This is a genomic window from Pseudomonas sp. O39 (assembly GCF_045447295.1).
Taxonomy (GTDB): domain Bacteria; phylum Pseudomonadota; class Gammaproteobacteria; order Pseudomonadales; family Pseudomonadaceae; genus Aquipseudomonas; species Aquipseudomonas antarctica_A.
The window spans coordinates 35628-58622 of sequence record NZ_JBJGXV010000003.1; the positions used below are offsets into that span (position 1 = coordinate 35628).

General features: G+C 60.0%; 23 protein-coding genes and 2 pseudogenes. 15 read left to right on the plus strand and 10 right to left on the minus strand.

The annotated features are described in order from the left end of the window. The first annotated feature begins 14 nt into the window (after nucleotides 1-14). Both ACI77D_RS04955 and ACI77D_RS04960 read left to right on the plus strand, forming a co-directional pair. Nucleotides 15-908: an NAD-dependent epimerase/dehydratase family protein gene (locus tag ACI77D_RS04955; protein ID WP_407016164.1), complete on the plus strand. Its 894-nt coding sequence runs from the start codon at nucleotides 15-17 to the stop codon at nucleotides 906-908. Nucleotides 909-1114: 206 nt separating this feature from the next. Further along, nucleotides 1115-2560, plus strand: a complete 1446-nt coding sequence (locus ACI77D_RS04960) for a SulP family inorganic anion transporter (RefSeq protein ID WP_064454114.1) — start codon at nucleotides 1115-1117, stop codon at nucleotides 2558-2560. A gap of 69 nt (nucleotides 2561-2629) precedes the next feature. On the opposite strand, the gene ACI77D_RS04965 is transcribed toward ACI77D_RS04960, so the two are convergent. Continuing rightward, nucleotides 2630-3022, minus strand: coding sequence for a lysozyme inhibitor LprI family protein (locus ACI77D_RS04965; RefSeq protein WP_407016165.1), 393 nt, complete (start codon nucleotides 3020-3022; stop codon nucleotides 2630-2632). 248 nt (nucleotides 3023-3270) lie between these two features. Between ACI77D_RS04965 and ACI77D_RS04970 the strand changes: the two genes are divergently transcribed. The 4 genes from ACI77D_RS04970 to ACI77D_RS04985 are packed head-to-tail and all read left to right on the plus strand — an operon-like array spanning nucleotide 3271 to nucleotide 7357. Beyond that, complete coding sequence (locus tag ACI77D_RS04970) at nucleotides 3271-4620, plus strand: GntP family permease (protein ID WP_262666263.1); 1350 nt, start codon at nucleotides 3271-3273, stop codon at nucleotides 4618-4620. Nucleotides 4621-4632: 12 nt separating this feature from the next. After that, nucleotides 4633-5493 (plus strand): MurR/RpiR family transcriptional regulator, encoded by an 861-nt coding sequence (locus ACI77D_RS04975; RefSeq protein ID WP_064454112.1) that lies wholly within the window; start codon nucleotides 4633-4635, stop codon nucleotides 5491-5493. A 1-nt stretch (nucleotide 5494) separates the two neighbouring features. Then, nucleotides 5495-6958, plus strand: coding sequence for an amidohydrolase family protein (locus tag ACI77D_RS04980; protein WP_407016166.1), 1464 nt, complete (start codon nucleotides 5495-5497; stop codon nucleotides 6956-6958). A gap of 30 nt (nucleotides 6959-6988) precedes the next feature. Continuing rightward, nucleotides 6989-7357: a glyoxalase superfamily protein gene (locus tag ACI77D_RS04985; RefSeq protein WP_407016167.1), complete on the plus strand. Its 369-nt coding sequence runs from the start codon at nucleotides 6989-6991 to the stop codon at nucleotides 7355-7357. 629 nt (nucleotides 7358-7986) lie between these two features. Here ACI77D_RS04985 and ACI77D_RS04990 read toward each other — a convergent pair. Both ACI77D_RS04990 and ACI77D_RS04995 read right to left on the minus strand, forming a co-directional pair. Continuing rightward, nucleotides 7987-8850, minus strand: a complete 864-nt coding sequence (locus tag ACI77D_RS04990; RefSeq protein ID WP_371317720.1) for a methyl-accepting chemotaxis protein — start codon at nucleotides 8848-8850, stop codon at nucleotides 7987-7989. Then, nucleotides 8842-10095: pseudogene (locus tag ACI77D_RS04995) on the minus strand (methyl-accepting chemotaxis protein); the annotation flags it as partial. The gene ACI77D_RS04990 and the pseudogene ACI77D_RS04995, both read right to left, overlap by 9 nt. 87 nt (nucleotides 10096-10182) lie before the next feature. Here ACI77D_RS04995 and ACI77D_RS05000 point away from each other — a divergent pair. Next, nucleotides 10183-10800, plus strand: coding sequence for an FKBP-type peptidyl-prolyl cis-trans isomerase (locus tag ACI77D_RS05000; RefSeq protein ID WP_053257950.1), 618 nt, complete (start codon nucleotides 10183-10185; stop codon nucleotides 10798-10800). A gap of 147 nt (nucleotides 10801-10947) precedes the next feature. Here ACI77D_RS05000 and ACI77D_RS05005 read toward each other — a convergent pair whose 3' ends face one another. The 3 genes from ACI77D_RS05005 to ACI77D_RS05015 all read right to left on the minus strand — a co-directional run bounded on the left by ACI77D_RS05005 (nucleotide 10948) and on the right by ACI77D_RS05015 (nucleotide 12845). Beyond that, a complete protein-coding gene (locus tag ACI77D_RS05005) occupies nucleotides 10948-11205 on the minus strand; it encodes a hypothetical protein (protein WP_407016168.1) in 258 nt (85 codons plus the stop codon). A 158-nt stretch (nucleotides 11206-11363) separates the two neighbouring features. Continuing rightward, the gene (locus tag ACI77D_RS05010; RefSeq protein WP_017254008.1) at nucleotides 11364-11705 is read right to left on the minus strand and encodes a zinc ribbon domain-containing protein YjdM; all 342 of its coding nucleotides are present in this window, start codon (nucleotides 11703-11705) and stop codon (nucleotides 11364-11366) included. Between the two features lie 171 nt (nucleotides 11706-11876). Beyond that, the gene (locus ACI77D_RS05015; protein ID WP_053257947.1) at nucleotides 11877-12845 is read right to left on the minus strand and encodes a polyprenyl synthetase family protein; all 969 of its coding nucleotides are present in this window, start codon (nucleotides 12843-12845) and stop codon (nucleotides 11877-11879) included. Between the two features lie 399 nt (nucleotides 12846-13244). On the opposite strand from ACI77D_RS05015, the gene rplU reads away from it, so the two are divergent. From rplU to ACI77D_RS05050, 7 genes are all read left to right on the plus strand, one after another. After that, complete coding sequence (gene rplU / locus ACI77D_RS05020; protein WP_003176051.1) at nucleotides 13245-13559, plus strand: 50S ribosomal protein L21; 315 nt, start codon at nucleotides 13245-13247, stop codon at nucleotides 13557-13559. Between the two features lie 34 nt (nucleotides 13560-13593). Next, the gene (gene rpmA, locus ACI77D_RS05025; RefSeq protein WP_003176049.1) at nucleotides 13594-13851 is read left to right on the plus strand and encodes a 50S ribosomal protein L27; all 258 of its coding nucleotides are present in this window, start codon (nucleotides 13594-13596) and stop codon (nucleotides 13849-13851) included. Nucleotides 13852-14043: 192 nt separating this feature from the next. Beyond that, nucleotides 14044-15267 (plus strand): Obg family GTPase CgtA, encoded by a 1224-nt coding sequence (cgtA, locus tag ACI77D_RS05030; protein WP_064454107.1) that lies wholly within the window; start codon nucleotides 14044-14046, stop codon nucleotides 15265-15267. Nucleotides 15268-15403: 136 nt separating this feature from the next. Next, entirely contained in the window at nucleotides 15404-16522 is a 1119-nt protein-coding gene (proB, locus tag ACI77D_RS05035) for a glutamate 5-kinase (RefSeq protein WP_064454106.1), read from the plus strand. 16 nt (nucleotides 16523-16538) lie between these two features. Then, nucleotides 16539-17003 carry a CreA family protein gene (locus ACI77D_RS05040; RefSeq protein WP_064454105.1) on the plus strand — a complete coding sequence of 155 codons (465 nt, stop codon included), beginning with the start codon at nucleotides 16539-16541 and terminating at the stop codon, nucleotides 17001-17003. 101 nt (nucleotides 17004-17104) lie between these two features. Further along, on the plus strand, nucleotides 17105-17587 hold the full coding sequence (locus tag ACI77D_RS05045) for a glutathione peroxidase (protein WP_064454104.1): 483 nt from the start codon (nucleotides 17105-17107) through the stop codon (nucleotides 17585-17587). Between the two features lie 164 nt (nucleotides 17588-17751). After that, nucleotides 17752-18855 (plus strand): NADH:flavin oxidoreductase, encoded by a 1104-nt coding sequence (locus ACI77D_RS05050; RefSeq protein WP_407016169.1) that lies wholly within the window; start codon nucleotides 17752-17754, stop codon nucleotides 18853-18855. 38 nt (nucleotides 18856-18893) lie between these two features. On the opposite strand, the gene ACI77D_RS05055 is transcribed toward ACI77D_RS05050, so the two are convergent. Continuing rightward, complete coding sequence (locus ACI77D_RS05055) at nucleotides 18894-20072, minus strand: glycosyltransferase family 4 protein (protein WP_407016170.1); 1179 nt, start codon at nucleotides 20070-20072, stop codon at nucleotides 18894-18896. 54 nt (nucleotides 20073-20126) lie between these two features. Then, entirely contained in the window at nucleotides 20127-20891 is a 765-nt protein-coding gene (cysZ, locus tag ACI77D_RS05060) for a sulfate transporter CysZ (RefSeq protein WP_221295629.1), read from the minus strand. 293 nt (nucleotides 20892-21184) lie between these two features. Here cysZ and trxB point away from each other — a divergent pair, with 293 nt between their 5' ends. Beyond that, nucleotides 21185-22147 carry a thioredoxin-disulfide reductase gene (gene trxB, locus ACI77D_RS05065; protein ID WP_025858049.1) on the plus strand — a complete coding sequence of 321 codons (963 nt, stop codon included), beginning with the start codon at nucleotides 21185-21187 and terminating at the stop codon, nucleotides 22145-22147. 183 nt (nucleotides 22148-22330) lie between these two features. Here the strand turns inward: trxB and ACI77D_RS05070 are convergent, their stop codons facing one another. Next, nucleotides 22331-22672 (minus strand): HopJ type III effector protein, encoded by a 342-nt coding sequence (locus ACI77D_RS05070; RefSeq protein WP_407016171.1) that lies wholly within the window; start codon nucleotides 22670-22672, stop codon nucleotides 22331-22333. Then, nucleotides 22665-22961: pseudogene (locus ACI77D_RS05075) on the minus strand (DUF1244 domain-containing protein). Before ACI77D_RS05075 ends, ACI77D_RS05070 begins: the two are co-directional and overlap by 8 nt. Nucleotides 22962-22995: the final 34 nt, after the last annotated feature.

Consider the following 22995-nt stretch of genomic DNA (forward strand, 5'->3'; position numbering starts at 1 on the left):
CAGGAGCACTCTCCATGAACGTATTCATTACCGGCGCCGCAGGTTTTATCGGTGGCTCCATCGCCACCGGCCTGGTCAACGCCGGGCACCACGTCACCGGCCTGGTGCGCAGCGCCGAACAAGCCGCTGAAATGACCGGCCTGGGTATTACCCCAGTGATCGGCACCCTTGACGACGCCGCGGTGTTGACCGAGCAAGCGCAGAAAGCCGATGCGGTGATCAACGCCGCGAGCAGCGATCATCGTGCTGCCGTGGAAACCTTACTGGCCGCCTTGAAAGGCTCGAACAAGCCGTTCCTGCACACCAGCGGTTCGAGCATCGTCGGTGATGCGTCGGGCGGCAAAGCCAGCGATGTCATCTACGTTGAAGACAACCTGCCGGAGCCGACCGTCGACAAGGCCGCGCGCGTGGCCATCGACAACCTGATCCTGGCGGCCGCCAAGGACGGCGTGAATTCGGCGGTGATTTGCAACACCCTGATCTATGGCCACAGCCTGGGTGTGAAACGTGACAGCGTGCAATTGCCGCGACTGCTCAAGCAGGCGCGCAAGAGCGGCGTGGTGCGCCATGTGGGTACCGGGCAGAACATCTGGTCCAACGTGCACATTGAAGACGTGGTTGCGCTCTACCTTCTGGCGCTGACGAAAAACGTTCCGGGCACGTTCTACTTTGTGGAAAGCGGCGAGGCGTCGTTTATAGACATGACCACCGCCATTGCTCAAGCGCTGCACCTGGGCGCGCCGCAGGATTGGCCGTTGGCTGACGCGGAAGCCGAATGGGGCTATGAAATGGCTAACTACGGCCTGGGTTCCAACAGCCGGGTACGGGGCAAGCATGCCCGTGAGCTGCTGGGCTGGGCGCCGAAGCGTACGTCGGTGGTGGAGTGGATTCGCAACGAAATGGTGTGATGTTCGCTTAACACCGGAGTGCGGCCATCGCGGGCAAGCCCGGCTCCCACATCGACCGAGTCGTTCAAGCAACACGCGGTCAACGTGGGAGCTGGCTTGCCTGCGATAGGGGCAACTCGGTCTACCTGACCTGACACTTCACTGGCCCCACCCGCCGCAATTCCGTACCATTCCCCGCCTAATTCCCCGCAACGCCCTGGTACCTCATGAACCTCACCCGTCTGCGCGCCGATGCCCTGGCCGGCCTCACCACGTCTTTTGCGCTGCTGCCCGAATGCATCGCCTTTGCGTTGGTCGCTCACCTCAACCCGTTGATGGGGCTCTACGGCGCCTTCATCATTTGCACCCTCACTGCGTTATTCGGCGGCCGTCCTGGCATGGTCTCGGGCGCGGCAGGTTCGATGGCAGTGGTGATCGTCGCGCTGGTGGTGCAGCACGGCGTGGAGTATTTGCTGGCGACGGTGCTGTTGGGCGGGCTGATCATGGTTGCGTTCGGCCTGTTGCGCCTGGGCAAGCTGGTGCGCATGGTGCCGCACTCGGTGATGCTCGGTTTCGTCAACGGCCTGGCGATCATTATCGCGCTGGCGCAACTGGAGCATTTCAAGAGCGGTGAACGCTGGCTCAGCGGCACGCCGTTGTATGTGATGACGGGCCTGGTTGTGCTGACCATGGCGATTGTCTACCTGTTGCCACGCCTGACCCGCGCCGTGCCACCCGCGCTGGTGGCGATCCTCGGGGTCGGCCTGGCGGTGTACCTGCTTGGCCTGCCGACCCGTACCCTCGGCGACATGGCTCACATTGCCGGTGGCCTGCCGACCTTTGCGTTGCCGCAGATTCCCTGGACCCTGGAAACCCTCACGATCATCGCGCCCTACGCGTTCCTGATGGCCATGGTGGGCCTGCTGGAAACCCTGCTCACCTTGAACCTCACCGACGAGATCACCGAGACTCGTGGCTACCCCGACCGCGAAAGTGTGGCCCTGGGCGCGGCGAATATGGTCTCTGGCCTGTTCGGCGGCATGGGCGGTTGCGCGATGATCGGGCAAACCGTGATCAACCTCAGCTCCGGCGGGCGCGGGCGCTTCTCCGGGGTATTTGCCGGGGTGATGATCCTGTTGTTCATTCTGTTTCTGTCGCCGCTGATCGAGCGAATCCCGCTGGCGGCGCTGGTGGGGGTGATGTTTGTGGTGTCCCAGCAGACCTTCGCGTGGGCGTCGCTACGGGTGATCAACAAGGTGCCGTTCAACGACGTGCTGGTGATTCTCGCGGTGACGGTGATTACCGTGTTTACCGACCTGGCCACGGCCGTACTGTGCGGCATTGTGATTGCGGCGCTGAACTTTGCCTGGCAACAGGCGCGTGAGCTGTATGCCGATGAACACCTGGAAGCCGACGGCAGCAAACTCTATCGCCTGCACGGCACGCTGTTTTTTGCGTCAACTACACCGTTCTTGAACCGGTTCGACCCGGCCAATGACCCGGCCGAGGTGACGCTGGATTGCCGTCACCTAAGCTTTGTCGACTACTCGGCGATTGCCGCGCTGATGACTCTGCGTGAGCGTTACAGCAAGGCCGGCAAACATCTGCGTGTGCTGCATTTGTCGGAGCGCTGCAAGAAGCTGCTCAAGCGCGCGAAGGTTCATCACGACTGATCGGGCTGAGTCCCAGCGAGTCCGTGTCATCGTTAAAGAATATCGCGAGCAAGCCCGCTCCCACCGGGATCACGGCCCGACCAGGTCTTCGAGTTCCTGGGCGCGGGTCTGCGTCATGTCCAGCAGGCAGCCGGAGCCATTGACCTGGTCGATGGTGCCGCCGGTGGCACTGCCTGCGAAGCCGCAATTGGCGTCGCGGTATTTGATCCACAGGCGCTGAACATCCTGCAATTGTTGCTTGCGCGCACCTTCCTGGGCGGCGAGGGCGGTTTTGTAGGCCTTGTTCAGGCGCTCGTCCTGCACTTTGGCTTCCTTGGCGTTGCAATTGACCATGTCGGCAGTGGTGTTGGCGCCGTCCATGCATTTCTTCAAGGCAGCGTTGTCGGCGGCCGAGGCGTTGCCACACAGGGCCAGCAGCAGCGCGCTGGCGGCGAAGGGAACAAGCAGGGTCTTGCGATTCATTGGGGGGATTCCTGATCGTAGTTGAGGCCGCCATCTGAGACTCGGCCCTGGCCATTGAGTTTCCGCGCCGCACAAAACTTCATGTAAGAACGCCCTACGAATTTTCATGCGCCGGCGTAGGGCATATCCCCAAGCGACAGCGCTTATCTGTGGGCGAAAATTACTTTCATAAAAATTGAAAATACTCCTCGGTAATGATTTATGAGTTTCACAACCAATTCGACGTGACCCTTTCCGAGGAGTACCGCATGGCCGCACCACTGGGCTTGGGGCTGCTGGCATACGCTGCCATCGCCATCATTGCATTGATCGTGCTGATTGCACGTTACCGACTCAACCCGTTTATCGTCATCACCCTGGTGTCTATCGGCCTGGCGCTGATGGCCGGGATGCCCGCCGATACCATCATGGGGTCGTATGAGGCGGGTGTCGGCAAGACGCTGGGGCATATCGCCCTGGTGGTAGCGTTGGGCACCATGCTCGGCAAAATGATGGCCGAATCCGGTGGCGCCGAGCAGGTAGCGCGCACCTTGATCAACCGTTTCGGCGAGCGCAATGCGCATTGGGCGATGGTGTGTATCGCTTTCCTGGTGGGGCTGCCGCTGTTTTTCGAGGTCGGTTTTGTGTTGCTGGTGCCGATCGCCTTTACCGTGGCGCGGCGTGTGGGCGTGTCGATCCTGATGGTCGGCTTGCCGATGGTCGCCGGTTTGTCGGTGGTGCATGCCCTGGTGCCACCGCACCCGGCGGCGATGATGGCGGTGCTGGCGTATAACGCGTCAGTGGGGCAGACCGTGCTGTATGCGATCTTGATTGGTATCCCTACGGCGATCATCGCCGGTCCGCTGTACGCCAAGTTCATCGTGCCGCGCATTCACCTGCCGGCGGAGAACCCGCTGGAGCGTCAGTTCATCGAGCGTGAGCCGCGTACCCGTTTGCCGAGCTTTACGCTGACCATGGGCACCATCCTGTTGCCGGTGGTGCTGATGATGATCGGCGGCTGGGCCAACGTGATTTCTACACCGGGGACCGGTTTTAATCAGTTCCTGCTGTTTATCGGCAACTCGGTGATCGCGCTGCTGGTGGCGACCTTGGTGAGCTTCTGGACCTTGGGGCTGGCCCAGGGCTTTAACCGTGAAGCGATCCTCAAGTTCACCAATGAATGCCTGGCGCCGACGGCCAGTATTACCTTGCTGGTCGGCGCGGGCGGCGGGTTGAACCGCATTCTGGTGGACGCGGGCGTGACCAATGAGATCCTCGGCTTGGCCCATGCTTTTCATTTGTCGCCACTGGTGATGGGTTGGTTGTTCGCCGCGCTGATGCGGATCGCCACGGGCTCGGCCACCGTGGCCATGACGACGGCGTCCGGTGTGGTCGCGCCCGTTGCCATGGGCCTGGGTTATCCACACCCCGAATTGCTGGTGCTGGCCACTGGGGCGGGTTCGGTGATCTTTTCCCACGTCAACGACGGCGGCTTCTGGCTGATCAAGGAATACTTCAATATGACAGTGATCCAGACCTTCAAGACCTGGACCGTGCTGGAGACCCTGATTTCGGTGGTCGCCTTCGGTCTGACTTACGGTCTGTCCTGCATCCTGTAATTCGGAGACCTCATGGACATCCTCTACCAGATTCGTGCTCGCCAGGATTCCTTCAGCGCCGGCGAAGGGCGTATCGCCAGGCTGATGCTCGATGACGTGGGCTTTGCCGCGTCGGCCAGCCTGGAAGAGTTGTCGCAACGGGCCGAGGTCAGCACGGCGACCTTGTCGAGGTTTGCGCGCAGTGTGGGTTGCCGCGATCTGCGGGATTTGCGCCTGCAACTGGCGCAGGCCAGCGGGGTGGGTAGCCGGTTTCTGGACCCGGCAGGGTTGCCGGAACAGTCGGCGTTTCATCGGCAGATTCTCGGCGATGTCGAAGCGACGTTGCGCCAGCATTTGTCAGGCTTTAACCAGGCGAGTTTTGTCGATGCAGTCAGCCTGTTGGGCAAGGCGCGGATGATCCACGCCTTCGGCATGGGCGGCCCGTCGAGTCTGTGCAGTGAGGAACTGCAGGTGCGACTGGTGCGTCTGGGTTACCCGATTGCCGCTTGCCGCGACCCGGTGATGATGCGTGTCACGGCCGCGACGTTGGGCCCTGAACATGCCTTGATCGTTTGCTCGCTCTCCGGCCTCACTCCCGAATTGTTGGACGTGGTGAGGCTGGCGCGCAACTACGACACGCCCATCGTTGCCATCACGCTGGCCGACTCACCGCTGGCCCAGTTGGCAGACGTGTTGTTGCCATTGCAGCCGGCCGAAACCAGTTTTATCTACAAGCCGACCGCAGCGCGCTACGGCATGCTGTTGGCCATCGACTTGCTCGCCACCGAGCTGGCGCTGGCCATGCCGGACGACAACCAGGAACGCCTGCGCCGGATCAAGCTGGCCCTGGACGATTATCGCGGCGGCCCCGATAGCCTGCCGCTTGGAGATTGATATGAAGTACGACACGCTGATTCGCCAGGCGCTGATCATAGATGGCAGCAACTCCCCGGGTTATGTCGCTGATGTAGGTGTGCGGGCAGGGCGGATCGAAACGATTGGCGACCTGTCGACCGCGCAGGCTGAGCACGAAATCGATGCGAATGGCCGTGTGTTGGCGCCGGGCTTTATCGACGTGCACACCCACGATGACACGGTGGTGATCCGTCACCCGCAGATGTTGCCCAAGCTCAGCCAGGGTGTGACCACGGTGATTGTCGGCAACTGTGGCATCAGCGCGTCGCCGGTCAATTTACGCAGCGACCCGCCGGACCCGATGAACCTCTTGGGGTCGCGTGAAGCGTTCGTTTATCCGCGCTTTGCCGATTACCGTGCTGCCGTGGAAAGTGCGCATCCGGCGGTGAACGTTGCCGCGCTGATCGGCCATACGGCCCTGCGCAGCAACCATATGGACGACCTGCACCGCACCGCCACGCCCGACGAAATCGCCGCCATGCGCACGCAATTGCAGGAAAGCCTGGAGGCGGGTGCCCTTGGTTTATCCACAGGCCTGGCCTACGCCAGCGCATTCAATGCCAAGACCGATGAAGTGCTGCAACTCAGTGAAGAACTGACGGCCTTCGGTGCGGTGTACACCACCCATTTGCGCAGCGAATTCGAACCGGTGCTGGAGGCGATGGACGAGGCGTTTCTCATCGGCCGACATGCCAAGGTTCCGGTGATTATTTCCCACCTCAAATGTGCGGGGGCGGGTAACTGGGGGCGTAGTCCGCAGTTGTTGGCGTCGCTGGAAGCCGCAGCGAAAACCCACCCGGTGGGGTGTGATTGTTATCCCTATGCGGCCAGCTCTTCGACGCTGGATCTCAAGCAGGTCACCGATGCCTTTCGTATCACCATCACCTGGTCCACGCCGCACCCTGAAGTGGGTGGGCGCGACTTGCAGGCTATCGCCGCCGAATGGGACGTTTCGCTGATGGACGCAGCACGCCGTCTGCAACCGGCGGGGGCGGTGTACTACGGGATGGATGAAGCGGATGTGCGACGTATCCTGGCGCATCCGCTGTCGATGGTGGGGTCTGACGGGCTGCCTGAAGACCCGTTTCCTCACCCGCGTTTGTGGGGCGCGTTTCCCCGGGTGCTGGGGCATTTCAGCCGCGACGTTGGACTGTTCCCGTTGCACACGGCGGTGCACAAGATGACGGGGTTGTCGGCAGCCCGATTTGGTTTGGCTGATCGGGGCGAAATTCGTCAAGGCTACTGGGCTGACCTGGTGTTGTTCGACCCATTGCGGGTGCGTGATGTAGCGGATTTCAAAGCGCCGCAACGCGCGGCTGAGGGCATTGATGGTGTGTGGATCAACGGGGTGTTGAGCTACATCGATGGCCAGGCCAACGGTCAGCGACCGGGGCGGTTTCTGGCGCGTAATGGGGATTTGCGCGGTGGTTTTTCGTCTCTATAGTGGGGCGCTCTCTTACACGGAGTTGTTGCCATGCACTTAGGAAAGGTCACCCCCATCTTGCGTATTTTCGACGAGGCCAAGGCGTTGGAATTCTACGTCGAGTTCCTCGGGTTCAAGGTCGACTGGCAGCATCGTTTTGAGGCGAATTTTCCGTTGTATCTGCAGGTGTCGCTGGGGGAATGCGTGCTGCATTTGTCCGAGCATCATGGCGATGCTTCGCCGGGGGCGGCGGTGCGGATTCAGGCGCACGGGGTGGACGCGTATCAGCAGCAGTTGTTGGCCAAGGATTACCGGTATGCCAAGCCTGGGGTTGAGGAAACGCCTTGGGGCTCGCGTGAGATGAGTGTCAGCGATCCGTTTGGCAATCGGCTGGTGTTTGTTGAGGAAGGCGACGGCTGATTGGCAAATCGCAGGCAATAAAAAACCGCCTTAGTAGGGCGGTTTTTTATTGCGAACCCAGTTTGTGGCTGGGGTTGCTATCTCATTGGAAGCAATGATGTGCAACACTGATACTACTGCCGGTTATTGCATCAGGCAAGACTTGACGACGGTCGGTGCTTTTCATTTTGTATGCACAATTAGCAGTAAAGTTTGGCAATGAATTTGCTGATCTTGAAGTAGGTTTTATCATCGCTCGTCACACCTTTTGCCGGGATGTTGGTTAGTATCAGCTCCGTTCCAAGTGCGTCGTTTTGTAGGTGGCTGGGTACGCGCGCAGAATAATGGACCGAACGCCACGGGCTAGTAATCCGTGCCGGATTCATGCGGGAGGAACCAAAGCCCGGCCGCCTCAGAGGAAGCAGTGATGTGCATCCCAAGGCTCACGTGTTCCGGTAAGTGCGCTGGAGGTAAGGCCCAACTCAGGGAGGGCCGAGTATGTCCAAGTTTGCACGACGTACGTGGAACCTCGTAGTGAATGCCTTGCGTGTTTATCACGTGTGGACATTCCTGCGGGACAGCTTTGATGACCTGTAAGGTCTGAGAAGTGGAGCCGCCTCGGCTTAAGTCGAGGCGGCTTTTTTGGTTTTTTAAACCCGGAAGTGGCTGACCATCTGCTGCAACTGGCTGCCCAAACGCGCCAGTTCCACGCTCGACTTGGCCGTCTCGTCACTCGCGGTGGCGGTCTGCTCCGACACATCCCGCACGTTGACGATGCTGCGGCTGATTTCTTCGGCCACGGCACTTTGCTGTTCCGCCGCCGCTGCAATCTGCTGGTTCATCGACTGGATGTTCGACACCGTACGGGTGATGTTTTCCAGCGATACGCCGGCCTTACGGGTCAGCTCGACGCTGCTGTCGGTGAGGCTGCGGCTGTTGTTCATCACAGTGGCCACTTGCTGGGTGCCGTTCTGCAAGCCGGCGACCAGGCCTTCGATTTCTTCGGTGGATTTTTGGGTACGCTGGGCCAGGCCGCGTACTTCGTCGGCAACCACGGCAAACCCACGACCGGCTTCACCGGCACGCGCCGCTTCAATCGCTGCGTTGAGCGCCAGCAGGTTGGTCTGCTCGGCTACGGCCTTGATCACGTCCATCACGCTGCCGATCTTGTTGCTCTCTTGTTGCAGGTGCGTCATGGCGTCGGTAGAGCGCGCCACTTCGGCGGCCAGGCGCTCGATCTGGGCGATGGCCTCGGCCACCACTTTGTCACCTGCGCGGGCTTGACCGTCAGCGTCGGCAGCGGCCAGGGACGCCTGCTCGGCGTTGCGCGCAACTTCTTGCACGGTAGCAGTCATTTCATGCATCGCTGTGGCGACTTGATCCGTCTCGATCTTCTGGCTGTTGACGCCGGCACTGGTCTGCTCGGTAACGGCTGACAGTTCTTCGGCGGCGCTGGCGATCTGAGTCACGCCGTCGCGAATACCGCTGATCAATTCACGCAGGGTGGTGCCCATGCGCTGGATGCCTTGTTGCAACACACCCAGTTCATCGCGACGGGTCACCTGGATGTTGTGGCTCAGGTCACCGGAGGCGATGCGTTCCACCACGGCCAGGGTTTCCTGGATCGGGCGCGTGATCTGGCGGGTAATCACCAGTGCAGCAATGATGCCGACCAGCAGGGCGAGCAATGTGCTGATCAACTGCAGACTGCGGGCCTGGGCGCTTTCGGCGTCGCGGCGATCAAGCTGAATGTCATACAGCTTGTCGCTGATGGTGACGATATCGGCGCCTTGTGTGGTCATTTCGGCACGGGCGCTGACGATGTTGGCGTTGGCCGCCTTGTAGCTCTGCACAGCGCTGCGATAGGCACCCAGCGCGGTTTCCAGCGAGGTCAATGCGCTTTGTTGGCTGGTGCCGAACGCGGCGTTGAGGCCTTTCAAGCCACCGATGGCTTTCTCGATTTGCGCAGCGGCGCGGGCTTCGGTTTCTGCGTTGACCGTGTTGGTGTAACCGCGCACTTCATAGCGGGCCAGCTGGAATTCTTCCTTGGCGTGGGTGATGGCCTGGTATTGGGTGTAGCGCTCCGGGCTGTCGGGCATCTGCTGCACGCTGGTGTCCAGTGCGTCGATCTGGGTGTTGGCAATATCAGCCTTGTCGCCCATGACTTGGCGTGCGGCGTTGCCGTTACGGTAGGCCTCACGCATTTTGTTCAGCGACTGCTGGTAGGCGGTGATGACGGCTTTTTGCTCAGTGAGCAGCTTGAGGTTTTCCGGGCTTTTGAAACTGTCCAGCAGCTTCTGTTGCTGGGCTGCAAAGGCGTCCAGGCTAGTCTGTACGTTCTGTGCCACGGCTTCATCGCCGTTTGCCAGCATGTATTGCAGGCGCACGATACGCAGCTTGGTCAGGGAGGCGTTGAGCTGGGTGATGTCGCTCATCCAGTTGCTACGGTCGATCAGGCTGCCCAGGCTGGTCCAGCCGGTCAGTGCCAGGATCGAGGTGAGGACCAGCACCAGGCCGAAGCCCAGGCCGAGTTTAAGGTTGACGCTGATGTTGCCGAACCAGCTATTCATCGAATGCTCCGCAAGAATGATGTTTGTCTGCTGGGCGGTGTTGTTGTTTGAGCCAGCCAAAGTGTGTAGGGCTTTATCGGCGGCGGGGGATGAATCTGAAATACTTTTCTTACCGGTTCGACGAAGGGTGGCTATCACCGTATGGCAATGCTGACCTGTCGGGTTTGCGGCGCGGGGCAGGGGGCTCATCACGGGCCGGTCTTGTGTGCTAGTCTGCGGGCCCTTTTAGTTCTGGATGGCACGGGAAATCGTGCTGTCCTACAGCGGAGCCTCTTCATGTCCGAAGTTAATCTGTCCACCGACGAAACCCGCGTCAGCTACGGTATCGGCCGTCAGTTGGGCGACCAGCTGCGCGACAACCCGCCACCGGGCGTTAGCATCGACGCCATCCTGGCTGGCCTGACCGACGCTTTCGCAGGCAAGCCAAGCCGCGTTGATCAAGAGCAAATGGCTGCCAGCTTCAAAGTTATCCGCGAAATCATGCAAGCCGAAGCGGCTGCCAAGGCTGAAGCGGCTGCTGGCGCTGGCCTGGCGTTCCTGGCTGAAAACGCCAAGCGTGATGGCATCACTACCCTGGCTTCCGGCCTGCAATTTGAAGTGCTGACCGCCGGTGATGGCGCCAAGCCGACCCGTGAAGACCAGGTGCGTACTCACTACCACGGCACTCTGATCGACGGCACTGTGTTCGATAGCTCCTACGAGCGTGGCCAGCCTGCAGAATTCCCGGTTGGCGGCGTGATCGCCGGTTGGACCGAAGCCCTGCAACTGATGAATGCCGGCAGCAAATGGCGTCTGTACGTGCCGAGCGAACTGGCTTACGGCGCTCAAGGCGTTGGCAGCATCCCGCCGCACAGCGTTCTGGTGTTCGACGTTGAGCTGCTCGACGTTCTGTAATACTCGGTAATGTCGGCCCCGGCTTTGTGTGGGAGCTGGCTAGCCTGCGATGGCATCAACTCGGTAGCCGGTATGACCGAGTCATTGGTATCGTGGGCAAGCCCGGCTCCCCCATAAAGCCGGGGCAATCAGTTTTTGCGTGGTGTCTCATGGATGGAACTTGCCATTGAGCTCCGTGGCCGGGCGCAACGCTCGGGCATAGCAGAACAGAAACAGATTGCGCACCACCTCCTTAAGCACTCCAGGTTCACTGGAACTCAGGCCGCTCACGTCCAGGTCGCCCTGGTCCTGCAGCTCATTGAGCGCTTCTTCTTCCAGCACGGCACAGACTTCACCGGTTTCCCGATGCAGGATCCGCAGGTAAAGGTGTGGTCGGTCCAGCCAGGCATCTATCAAATAAGTCATGGTCATTCTCCTTGAGGGATTCAATGAGAATAATTCTTATTAGCAGAATAGCAAGTGCCTATTGGCGATTTGCTGATTTTTCTGTGGGGATAGTGCGTTCGATCAACGGGGAGGGCGAAACGCCATCCCGCGGCGGGCGCGGGATGGATGTAGCAGATTCAGACTTTGCGGACGAACTCTGACTTGAGTTTCATCGGGCCGATACCGTCGATCTTGCAATCGATATCGTGGTCGCCGTCGCACAGGCGGATGTTCTTGACCTTGGTGCCCACTTTGACCACCAGGGAAGTGCCTTTGACCTTGAGGTCCTTGATGACAGTGATGGTGTCGCCGTCTTGCAGGACGTTGCCTACAGAGTCTTTCTTCACGGTTTCATCACCGGCCGCTTCGGCCTCGCCATTGGCGGACCACTCATGGGCGCATTCCGGGCAGATCAGCTGGGCGCCGTCTTCGTAGGTGTATTCGGAATTGCATTTCGGGCAGGGTGGCAACGTGCTCACTAAAGCTCCTTGAAAGTCAGGATGGCTAAAAGTCGCACATTATATAGGGATTTAGAGTGTGGCGGGGGCTTGGATCTAATGGGGGAGCTGGCTTACCTGTCATGCTATCCACTCGGTGTGTCTGTTGTTCCGAGTTGACGCTATCGCAGGCAAGCCAGAAGCGGAGCAGAATCAGTGAGTACGCGCGACCGCAAACTCACTCAGCTCAACCAGGGCATCCCGGTATTCGCTGGCGGGGAGTGCTTCCAGGCACTGGATGGCACGGGCGACGTAGTCACGCGCCAACTGTGCGGTGTAATCCAGGGAGCCCGAGGCTTCCACGGCAGCGCGAATGCTTTCCAGGTCTTCAATCCCGCCTTTCTGGATCGCTTTGCGCACCAGTGCAGCCTGTTCCGGCGTGCCTTCGCGCATGGTGTAGATCAGCGGCAAGGTCGGCTTGCCCTCAGCCAGGTCGTCACCGACGTTCTTGCCCAGGGTTTCGGCGTCGCCACGGTAGTCGAGCAGGTCGTCCACCAGTTGGAACGCCACGCCCAGGTGATCGCCAAAGGTGCGCAGGGCTTCGGCCTGTTCGGCAGTGGCGCCACACAGGGCGGCGGCACTGTGGGTGGAGGCTTCGAAAAGCATCGCGGTTTTGCCGCGAATCACTTCCATGTAGGTTTCTTCGGTGGTGCTGGCATCGCGGACCTTCGACAGCTGCAACACTTCGCCTTCGGCGATGATGCGCGTGGCTTGTGAAAGAATCTTCATCACCGGCATCGAGCCCAGCTCGACCATCATTTCGAACGAGCGTGAATACAGGAAGTCGCCTACCAATACGCTAGGGGCATTGCCCCACATGGCATTGGCGGTTTCACGGCCGCGGCGCATGCCCGACATGTCGACCACGTCGTCATGCAGCAGGGTGGCGGTGTGCAGGAATTCGATAGTAGCTGCCAGCAGGCGCAAGTCATCGCCTTCGCGGCCAAGGGCCTTGCCGCACAGCAACACTAATAAAGGACGCAGGCGTTTGCCGCCCGCCGACGTAATGTAGTCGCCAATTTTGGAGACCAGCGGCACTTTAGACGTCAGCTGCTGCTTGATGATGCCGTCGACGGCGCTAAAATCGTCCGCGACCGCGCGGTAGAAAGCTTGGGGTTGCATCAGCGACAGTCGCTCCAGAAGGGTTGCGCGGCATGCTAGGACCCTCACCCGCGGGTGTCAAGGCGCGCCCAATCACCGTGAAAGCTACTGCAGGCTGGGAGCCTTCGGCTCTACGCGCGTAATCCTGCGTCAAAAACAGGCTCGGAATGCTCATTTACAGCCAGTAAACTCCGCTTCCTCGCCTGTTTTTTCCTTGTCTTCGCTTCGCTCGCTACGCTTTCACGGCGATTGGCGGCTACTTGCATCACCCATTTACCTTGCGTACAATCGCGCACCCTGAACTTCCTGGGCAGCACCTGCCTTACGCAATTGCATTCGGGACGTCCATCCCATGCAGCCATGCCAGCCAATACCTCTTCTTATAAAGCGCTGGGTGAGCAGGATTATCGGAGAAATACCATGTCGTACGCAGTAATTGTTACTGGTGGCAAGCAATACAAGGTCGCCCCAGGTGAATACCTGAAGATCGAAAAACTGGAAATCGCTACTGGCGAATCCGTTACTTTTGATCGCGTTCTGTTGGTCGCCAATGGCGATGACGTGAACATCGGCGCTCCAGTGGTTGCTGGCGCTACCGTTGTGGCTGAAGTGATCTCCCAAGGTCGTCACGATAAAGTCCGCATCATCAAGTTCCGTCGTCGTAAGCACCACATGAAGCGTATGGGCCACCGCCAGTGGTACACCGAGATCAAAATCACCGGTATTCAGGCTTAATTTCAGCCTAATTCCTCACTAGGAGAATTGACTCATGGCACACAAAAAAGCTGGTGGTAGTACCCGTAACGGTCGCGACTCAGAAGCCAAACGCCTTGGCGTTAAGATGTATGGCGGCCAGAAAATCATTCCGGGCAACATCATCGTGCGTCAGCGCGGCACCCAATTCCACGCCGGTTACGGTGTTGGCATGGGTAAAGATCACACCCTCTTCGCGAAAATCGAAGGCGTGATCAAGTTTGAAGTAAAAGGCGCGTTCAACCGCCGTTACGTGAGCGTTGTCGCCGCTTAATTGCGCGATCGCTGGAAAAGCCCTGTCTCGCGACGGGGCTTTTTCGTTTGTGGAGTGAGTCTCTTGCAAAGCTGTTTGTAATGGGCTCAGGCGCTGGATTTGCGGTCGTTATTGAGGTCGCTGCGCTCATTTTTGCAAGAGTCTTATGTCTTGGTTTCTTAAGCTCGTCCATGCGACGAGAGGCGTTTTGTTATGAAGTTCGTTGATGAAGTTTCCATCCGAGTAAAAGCAGGCGACGGCGGTAACGGTTGCATGAGTTTCCGTCGCGAAAAATTCATCGAAAACGGTGGCCCCAACGGCGGTGACGGCGGTGACGGCGGTTCCATCTACATGATGGCCGACGAAAACCTCAACACCCTGGTCGACTACCGTTACACCCGGCACTTCGATGCCGAGCGTGGCTCCAACGGCGGCAGCACCGACTGCACCGGTAAAAAGGGCGAAGACCTGGTACTGCGCGTACCGGTCGGCACCACGATCATCGACTCCGCTACCCAGGAAGTGATTGGCGACCTGACCAAGGCCGGCCAGAAGCTGATGGTTGTGCAGGGCGGCTGGCACGGTCTGGGTAACACCCGATTCAAGTCCAGTACCAACCGGGCTCCGCGCCAGACCACGCCGGGCAAGCCGGGCGAGCAGCGTGACCTGAAGCTGGAAATGAAAGTATTGGCCGACGTAGGCCTGCTGGGCCTGCCGAACGCCGGCAAAAGTACCTTCATCCGCTCGGTCTCGGCCGCCAAGCCGAAAGTCGCCGACTACCCGTTCACCACCCTGGTGCCGAACCTGGGTGTGGTCAGCGTCGATCGCTGGAAAAGCTTCGTGGTCGCCGACATTCCTGGCTTGATCGAAGGTGCTTCCGACGGCGCAGGCCTGGGGATTCGCTTCCTCAAGCACTTGTCGCGTACCCGTTTGCTGCTGCACCTCGTCGACATGGCGCCGCTGGATGACACCAGCGCACCGGACGCCGCCGAAGTGATCGTCAGCGAACTGACCAAGTTCAGCCCGGCCCTGGCCGAGCGTGATCGCTGGCTGGTACTGAACAAGTGCGACCAGATCCTGGAAGAAGAGCACGAAGAGCGCGTCAAGGAAATCGTCGATCGCCTGGAGTGGGAAGGTCCGGTCTACGTGATCTCGGCCATCGCCAAAGAAGGTACCGAGCGTCTGTGCCGCGACATCATGCGCTACCTGGAAGACCGCGCCGACCGCTTGGCGGCTGACCCGGTATTCAAGGCCGAACTGGCCGAACTCGATCAGCAGATCGAAGACGAAGCCCGTGCCCAACTGCAGGCCCTGGACGACCAGCGTGCCCTGCGCCGCAGCGGCGTGAAGTCGGTCCATGACATCGGCGACGATGATTGGGACGAAGAAGACGTGGATGATGAAGACGGTCCGGAAATCATTTACGTGCGCGACTGATTCGTTGCAGTAAACTTAAGCGCCGCTCACTCGAGCGGCGTTTTGGTATCTGGGTTTTATGCAGTCAGGAATGTAGTCACGAATAACGTTATGGGCGGCGCTGGGTCGCGCGGCCCTCACTCTAAGGTTGAAGATGATGCGGAGCAAAGTGACAGGTGCGCAGCGCTGGGTCGTAAAGATCGGAAGTGCGCTGTTGACGGCAGATGGCAAAGGTCTGGATCGCGCAGCCATGAGCGTCTGGGTCGAGCAGATGGTGGCCTTGCATGAGGCCGGTGTCGAGTTGGTGCTGGTGTCGTCCGGGGCCGTTGCCGCCGGGATGAGCCGCCTCGGCTGGACCGCGCGACCCAGCGCGATGCACGAACTGCAAGCCGCCGCCGCCATCGGCCAGATGGGCCTGGTGCAAGCCTGGGAGTCCAGCTTCGCCGAGCACGGCCGCCACACGGCGCAGATCCTGCTGACCCACGACGACCTGTCCGACCGCAAGCGCTACCTCAACGCTCGCAGCACCTTGCGCGCGCTCGTGGAGCTCAAGGTGATCCCGGTGATCAACGAGAACGACACGGTGGTCACCGACGAGATCCGTTTTGGTGACAACGACACCCTGGCCGCACTGGTGGCCAACCTGGTGGAGGCTGACCTGCTGGTGATCCTCACCGACCGTGACGGCATGTTCGACGCCGACCCGCGCAACAACCCCGACGCCCAGTTGATCTACGAAGCCCGCGCCGATGACCCGGCGCTGGACGCCGTGGCCGGCAGTGTCGGCGGCGCCCTGGGCCGTGGCGGTATGCAGACCAAGCTGCGTGCAGCGCGCCTGGCTGCGCGTTCCGGCGCCCACACCATCATCGTCGGTGGGCGCCTGGAGCGGGTGCTGGACCGCCTCAAGGCCGGAGAGCGCATCGGTACGCTGCTGTCGCCGGAACGTGGCATGTTGGCGGCGCGCAAGCAGTGGTTGGCCGGTCATCTGCAAACCCGTGGCACGCTGGTGCTGGACGAAGGCGCCGTGTCGGCGTTGTCCCAAGGCAACAAGAGCCTGCTACCGGTGGGCGTCAAATTGGTGCAGGGCAGCTTCCGCCGTGGTGAGATGGTGGTGTGCGTGGCGCCGGACGGTCGTGAGATCGCCCGTGGCCTGGCCAACTACAGTGCCCTGGAAGCGCAGAAAATAATTGGACAATCGTCTGAAGCGATTGTCGGACTCCTGGGTTACATGGCGGAACCGGAACTGGTGCACCGCGATAACCTGATTCTGGTCTAAACAAAGGAACTACACGATGCGAGTCATGAAGGGTTTGCTCGGCCTGCTGCTGGTCATGCCGCTGCTGGCCAGCGCTGAAGAAATCGGCCAGGTGTCAACGGTATTCAAATTCGTCGGCCCCAACGACCGGATCGTGGTCGAGGCGTTCGATGACCCCAAGGTCGACGGCGTGACATGCTACCTGTCGCGCGCCAAGACCGGCGGCGTGAAAGGCGGGCTGGGCCTGGCCGAAGACCGCGCCGAAGCCTCGATTGCCTGCCGCCAGGTTGGCCCGATTCATTTCAAGGGCGAGCTCAAGGATGGCGACGAAGTGTTCAAGGAGCGCACCTCGCTGGTGTTCAAGACCATGCAGGTGGTGCGCTTCCTCGACAAGAAGCGCAATACCTTGGTGTATCTGGTCTATAGCGACCGTCTGATCGAAGGCAGCCCGCAGAATGCGGTCACCGCTATTCCAATTTTGCCCTGGCCAACGGCGCAGTAACCGGCGGGCGAGTTTTTCAATCGGCGTCTATGATTGCAGGCTTGCGGTCTGTAATCTCGAACTGCCGCAATGCGAAGAACATGGGATATCTGGAGTTCGTCATGAGTGCTTTCCACGATCTGAAACTCAAAGCTTTAGACGGACAAGACCTGCCGCTGGCGCCCTACAAAGGGCAGGTTGTGCTGGTAGTCAACGTCGCCTCCAAATGTGGCTTGACCCCGCAATACGCGGCGCTGGAAAACCTCTACCAGCAGTACAAAGGCCAGGGTTTTACCGTGCTTGGCCTGCCCTGCAACCAGTTTGCAGGCCAGGAGCCGGGCAGTGAGGAGGAGATCCAGGCGTTCTGCAGCTTGAATTATGGCGTGACGTTCCCGTTGGGCAGCAAGCTTGACGTCAATGGCCACGACCGTCATCAGCTCTATCGCTTGCTGGCTGGCGAGGGCGCCGAGTTTCCAGGGGATATCACCTGGAACTTCGAAAAATTCCTGCTGGGCAAAGACGGGCGAGTGCTCGCGCGATTCTCGCCCCGCACGGCGCCGGATGATCCAACGGTCGTCCAGGCCATCGAAAAAGCCCTGAGCTAAATCGGTCCTGCCGAAGGTGAGGGAGCAAACGCCCTCGCCGCAGGTTAGCGGCACCTGACTTCCCTCGCTTTTACCCCTTAATCACCCAGATCAATAGTGCTACCCAGCACTGTGCACTCTCCATATTATCCACATCATAAACACCTCTTCTGTGGAGTGCTCCCATGCCTGTCCAAGCCTTGTTCAAACCGTTCCAGCTCGGTGCACTGCAGCTTTCGAGCCGTGTGGTGATGGCGCCGATGACCCGTTCGTTCTCGCCGGGTGGCGTGCCGAATTCCAAGGTCATCGAATACTATCGCCGCCGCGCCGCCGCCGGCGTCGGGCTGATCATCACCGAAGGTACTGTGGTCGGCCATCAAGCCTCCAACGGCTACCCGAACGTCCCGCATTTTTACGGTGAAGCCGCGTTGGCCGGCTGGAAGAAAGTGGTCGATGCCGTGCACGCAGAAGGCGGCAAGATTGTCCCGCAGTTGTGGCACGTGGGCAGCGTGCGCCGTATTGGTACCGAGCCTGATGCCAGCGTGCCGGCCTACGGTCCGATGGAAAAGCTCAAGGATGGCAACGTGGTGGTCCACGGCATGACCACCCAGGACATCAAGGACGTGATCAACGCCTTTGCCCAAGCCGCCAAGGATGCTCAGAGCGTCGGCATGGACGGCGTGGAGATCCACGGCGCCCACGGTTACCTGGTCGACCAGTTTTTCTGGGAAGGCAGCAACCAGCGCACCGACGAATATGGCGGTAGCCTGGCCAATCGTTCGCGCTTTGCCATCGAGTTGATCCAGGCCACCCGCGCTGCCGTGGGCCCGGATTTCCCGATCATCCTGCGTTTCTCTCAGTGGAAGCAGCAGGATTACACCGCACGCCTGGTGCAAACCCCTGAAGCCCTGGGGGAATTCCTCAAGCCGCTGTCTGACGCCGGTGTCGATATTTTCCACTGTTCCACCCGTCGTTTCTGGGAGCCGGAGTTCGAAGGTTCCGAACTCAACCTGGCGGGCTGGACCCGTCAGCTCACCGGGAAACCGACCATCACTGTCGGCAGTGTCGGTCTGGATGGTGAGTTCCTGCAGTTCATGGTCAACACCGACAAGGTTGCGCAGCCGGCCAGCCTGGAGAAACTGCTGGAGCGCCTTAACAACGACGAATTCGACTTGGTGGCTGTAGGCCGTGCCTTGCTGGTGGACCCGGACTGGGCCGTGAAGGTGCGTGAAGGTCGTGAAGGCGACATTCTGCCGTTCAGTCGTGAGGCGTTGACGACGTTGGTGTAAGTGGCACCCGCGAGCGTGATCTGACAGCCAACACCCTGTCAGATCAAACGCGACTGCGCGGCAATCACCGGCTGCTCGCCGCACACCCCGCGCAGGTGGCGCTCGAACTGCTCAATAATCGCCGGCCAGCCCTGGCGGCTGGCATGTTGGCGAGCATTCAAGCGCATGCGGCGCAAGCTCTCGGCATCCTCCAGCAGCCAGTTGGCGGCATCGCAAAACGCATCCTCATCCCCTGGCATCGCCAGCACGCCGTTGTAGCCATGGCGAATATGCTGGGTCGCGGCGGCCTGGTCGTAGGCCACCACCCCCAATCCCGAGGCCATGGCTTCCAGCACCACGTTGCCGAAGGTTTCGGTCAGGCTGGGGAACAGGAACACATCACCGGACGCGTAATGCCGGGCCAGTTCTTCGCCGCGCAGGGCGCCGCAGAAAATCGCCTCGGGGAGTTCCTTTTCCATCATTGCCCGCTGCGGGCCATCACCCACGATGATCAGTTTCATCTGGCGCAGTGGGTAAGTGTCTTGCAAGGTTTCGAAGCAGCGTTTGAGCAACCCCAGGTTCTTTTCCTGCGCCAGTCGGCCCACATGCAGCACGGCGATTTGATCACTGTTCAGTACCCAGCTTTCACGCAGCGCGTTATCGCGCTTGGCGGGGTGGAACAATTGGCTATCGACCCCGCGAGACAGCATCCCCAAACGCTCGAAATTTCGACGCTCCAACTCCAGGCGTTGGCTGGCGCTGGGAACCAGGGTCAGGCTCGAGCGGTTGTGAAACCAGCGCAAGTAGTGGGTCACCATACGGCTCAACATGCTCAAACCGTATTGGTTCGAGTACTGCTGGAAATTGGTGTGAAAACCGCTGACCACGCTGATCCCCAGACGACGCGCTGCGCGCAACGCGGATAAACCCAGTGGCCCTTCCGTGGCGATGTACAGCACGTCCGGGCGTTGGCGAGTCCAGCGTCGCAGCAATTTGTGCATCGACGACTGGCCCCATTGCAGGCCGGGGTAGCCTGGCAGCGGCCAGCCGCGGCACAACAGCAATTCGTCGTCGCTGGGGCGGCTCTGGTCGGCACCCTGGCGCGGGCGCACCAACTCCACCTGATGGCCGCGCGCGCGCAAACCCTCACACAGGCGGCCAAGGGTATTGGCCACCCCGTTGATTTCCGGCGGGAAGGTTTCGGTAATCAGGGTGATGTGAAGCGAAGCTGTCGTCATGACCCACAGTGTCACTGTGGGCCATGTCGTCATTGTGTCACTGGGATGATGGATTTATGACGTGGCCACATTTTGCCGTGCCATGGCCTCAGCACCTTGCTCGCGCACCCAGAACAGTGTGGCCCCGGCCACCGCCGCCGGCATCATCAGCAGGTTCACCACCGGCACCAGCAGCACCAGATAGACGATGCCGCCGAAGCTCATGCTCTGCCAGCGTTTCTGGCGCAGCCAGGCGAGCATTTCGTTCCAGCCCAGCTTGTGGTTGTCCGCCGGGTAGTCGATGTACTGGATCGCCATCATCCACACGCCAAACAGCAGCCACAGCGGTGCGGCGATCAGGTTGACCACCGGAATGAACGACAGGATAAACAGGCCGATGGCCCTGGGCAGGAAGTAACCCAGCTTGCGCATTTCCCGCGCGAGGGTGCGCGGGACCATGGCAATCAGCTCACCCCAACTGAAGGGCGGGAAGTCATCGGTGCCGCGTACTACGACCTCAACCTTCTCCGCAAGAAAACCGTTGAACGGTGCGGCAATGACATTGGCGAGCATGGTGAAGGTGAAAAACACCATCAACACCACGAGCACGACAAACAGCGGCCACAAGATGTAGCTGAGGAAGCTCAGCCAGCCAGGCAGTGTCGGCATCAAGGTGTCGACCCAGAGGCTGAACTGATGACCGGCGAAATAGATCAAACCGACGAACAGCACCAGGTTGATCGCCAATGGCAGCAGCACAAATAGACGCAGGCCAGGGCTCAACACCAGTTTGAGGCCTTCACGCAGGTATTGCGGGCCGGAAAGAGCAGGGGCGGGCATGGAGAACTCCGAGCAGGATGACGAACGGGCCGACCTTACCGGCTTTGCATTCAACGCGAAAGCGCGGTCGGTGTGACGAAATCAAAGGTAACAAAGGTGTCGATTAACCGAGCCGACTGCATAGAGACCGCCTATGAGCTGGATTGTTATTCCGTATTTCCTTAATCTTGCCCCCCTCGATACGCTGCACCCATTATTTTTCAGGACCTGCGAGTTCAAGCCTTCCCCAAGTGCTTCGCGGTCCTTTTTTATTCCAGCCGCCTTGTTGTCCGGGTGGTCGATAGGAGTGAGTCATGTCTGATACCCGTCATTCGCGAGTGATTATTCTCGGTTCCGGCCCTGCCGGTTACAGCGCTGCCGTCTACGCTGCCCGGGCCAACCTCAAGCCGCTGCTGATCACCGGCATGCAAGCGGGCGGTCAGTTGACCACCACCACTGAAGTCGACAACTGGCCGGGCGACGTCCACGGTCTGACCGGCCCGGTGCTGATGGAGCGTATGAAAGAACACGCCGAGCGCTTTGAAACCGAGATCGTTTTTGACCACATCAATAAAGTCGATTTCTCCAAGAAGCCTTACAGCCTGACCGGCGACAGCGGCGTCTACACCTGTGACGCGTTGATCATCGCCACCGGCGCCAGCGCCCGTTACCTGGGCCTGCCTTCCGAAGAAGCGTTCATGGGCAAGGGTGTTTCGGCCTGCGCGACCTGCGACGGCTTCTTCTATCGCAACAAGCCGGTCGCCGTGGTCGGTGGCGGTAACACCGCCGTGGAAGAGGCGCTGTACCTGGCCAACATCGCCAGCACCGTGACCCTGGTTCACCGCCGTGAAACCTTCCGCGCCGAGAAGATCCTGATCGACAAGCTGCACGCCCGTGTCGCTGAAGGCAAGATCATCCTCAAGCTCAACGCCACCCTGGATGAAGTCCTGGGCGACAACATGGGCGTGACCGGTGCTCGCCTGAAAAACAACGACGGCAGCTTCGACGAGTTGAAAGTCGACGGCGTGTTCATCGCCATCGGCCACACCCCGAACACTTCGCTGTTCGAAGGCGTGCTGGAAGCCAAAGACGGTTACCTGGTGGTGCAGGGCGGCCGTGAAGGCAACGCCACCGCCACCAACATCGAAGGTATCTTTGCCGCCGGTGACGTGGCCGACCACGTCTACCGCCAGGCCATCACCTCGGCCGGCGCCGGTTGCATGGCGGCCCTGGATGCCGAGCGTTACCTCGACGGTTTGAAGGACGCTGCGTTCTAAATCCGTTGAAATAAAAAAACCGGCTGAGAGGCCGGTTTTTTTATGCGCAGGATTTGATGACCAACACAGATCGAATGTGGGAGCGGGCTTGCTCGCGAAAGCGGTGTGTCAGGCAACACATGTATCAACTGATCCACCGCCTTCGCGAGCAAGCCCGCTCCCACATTTTGAGTTGTGTTTGACTCAGAACTTGCGGGTCAGTGGCTGCGCAGCAAATTTCACACCGGCCAAACCATGCGCAATCAACGCGCGAATATTGCTGTGATCACTGCCCTCAGGCGTCGCCACCACTGAACGGTAATGCTCACCAAATGCCAGCAACGCTTGCTGATCGCTCAAGCCTTCCAGCAGCGCCAGCCCCAGGGTCTTGCACGAGCCTTCGTTTTGACCGGCGGCGTTTTCCACGCTGCCGTTGGTGAAAGCTTGCGGCTGGTAGTCGTAACCGGTGGCGATAAAGGCCAGTGTGTCGGCAAACAGGTGTTCGCCGCTGTCGAGGCTGGCGAGCAGGGTGTTCAGGTCAGTCATGGGGTTTTCCTTTGGCAAACGCCGCCTGTTGGTCGGCGTTGGCTTCTTTCTGGTATTGGGCTTTCCACTCGGCGTACGGCATGCCGTACACCACTTCACGGGCGTCATCGAGGCTCAGCTCGATGTGGCGCTCATCGGCCTCGGCCTTGTACCACTTGGACAAGCAGTTGCGGCAGAAGCCCTAGAGGTTCATCAGGTCGATGTTCTGCACATCCTTGCGGCTGTCCAGGTGCGCCACCAACCGGCGGAAGGCGGCGGCTTCGAGTTCGAGGCGTTGTTGGTCGTTCATAGAGGTCTCTTCGAGACAGCTTTCAGCGCACAAG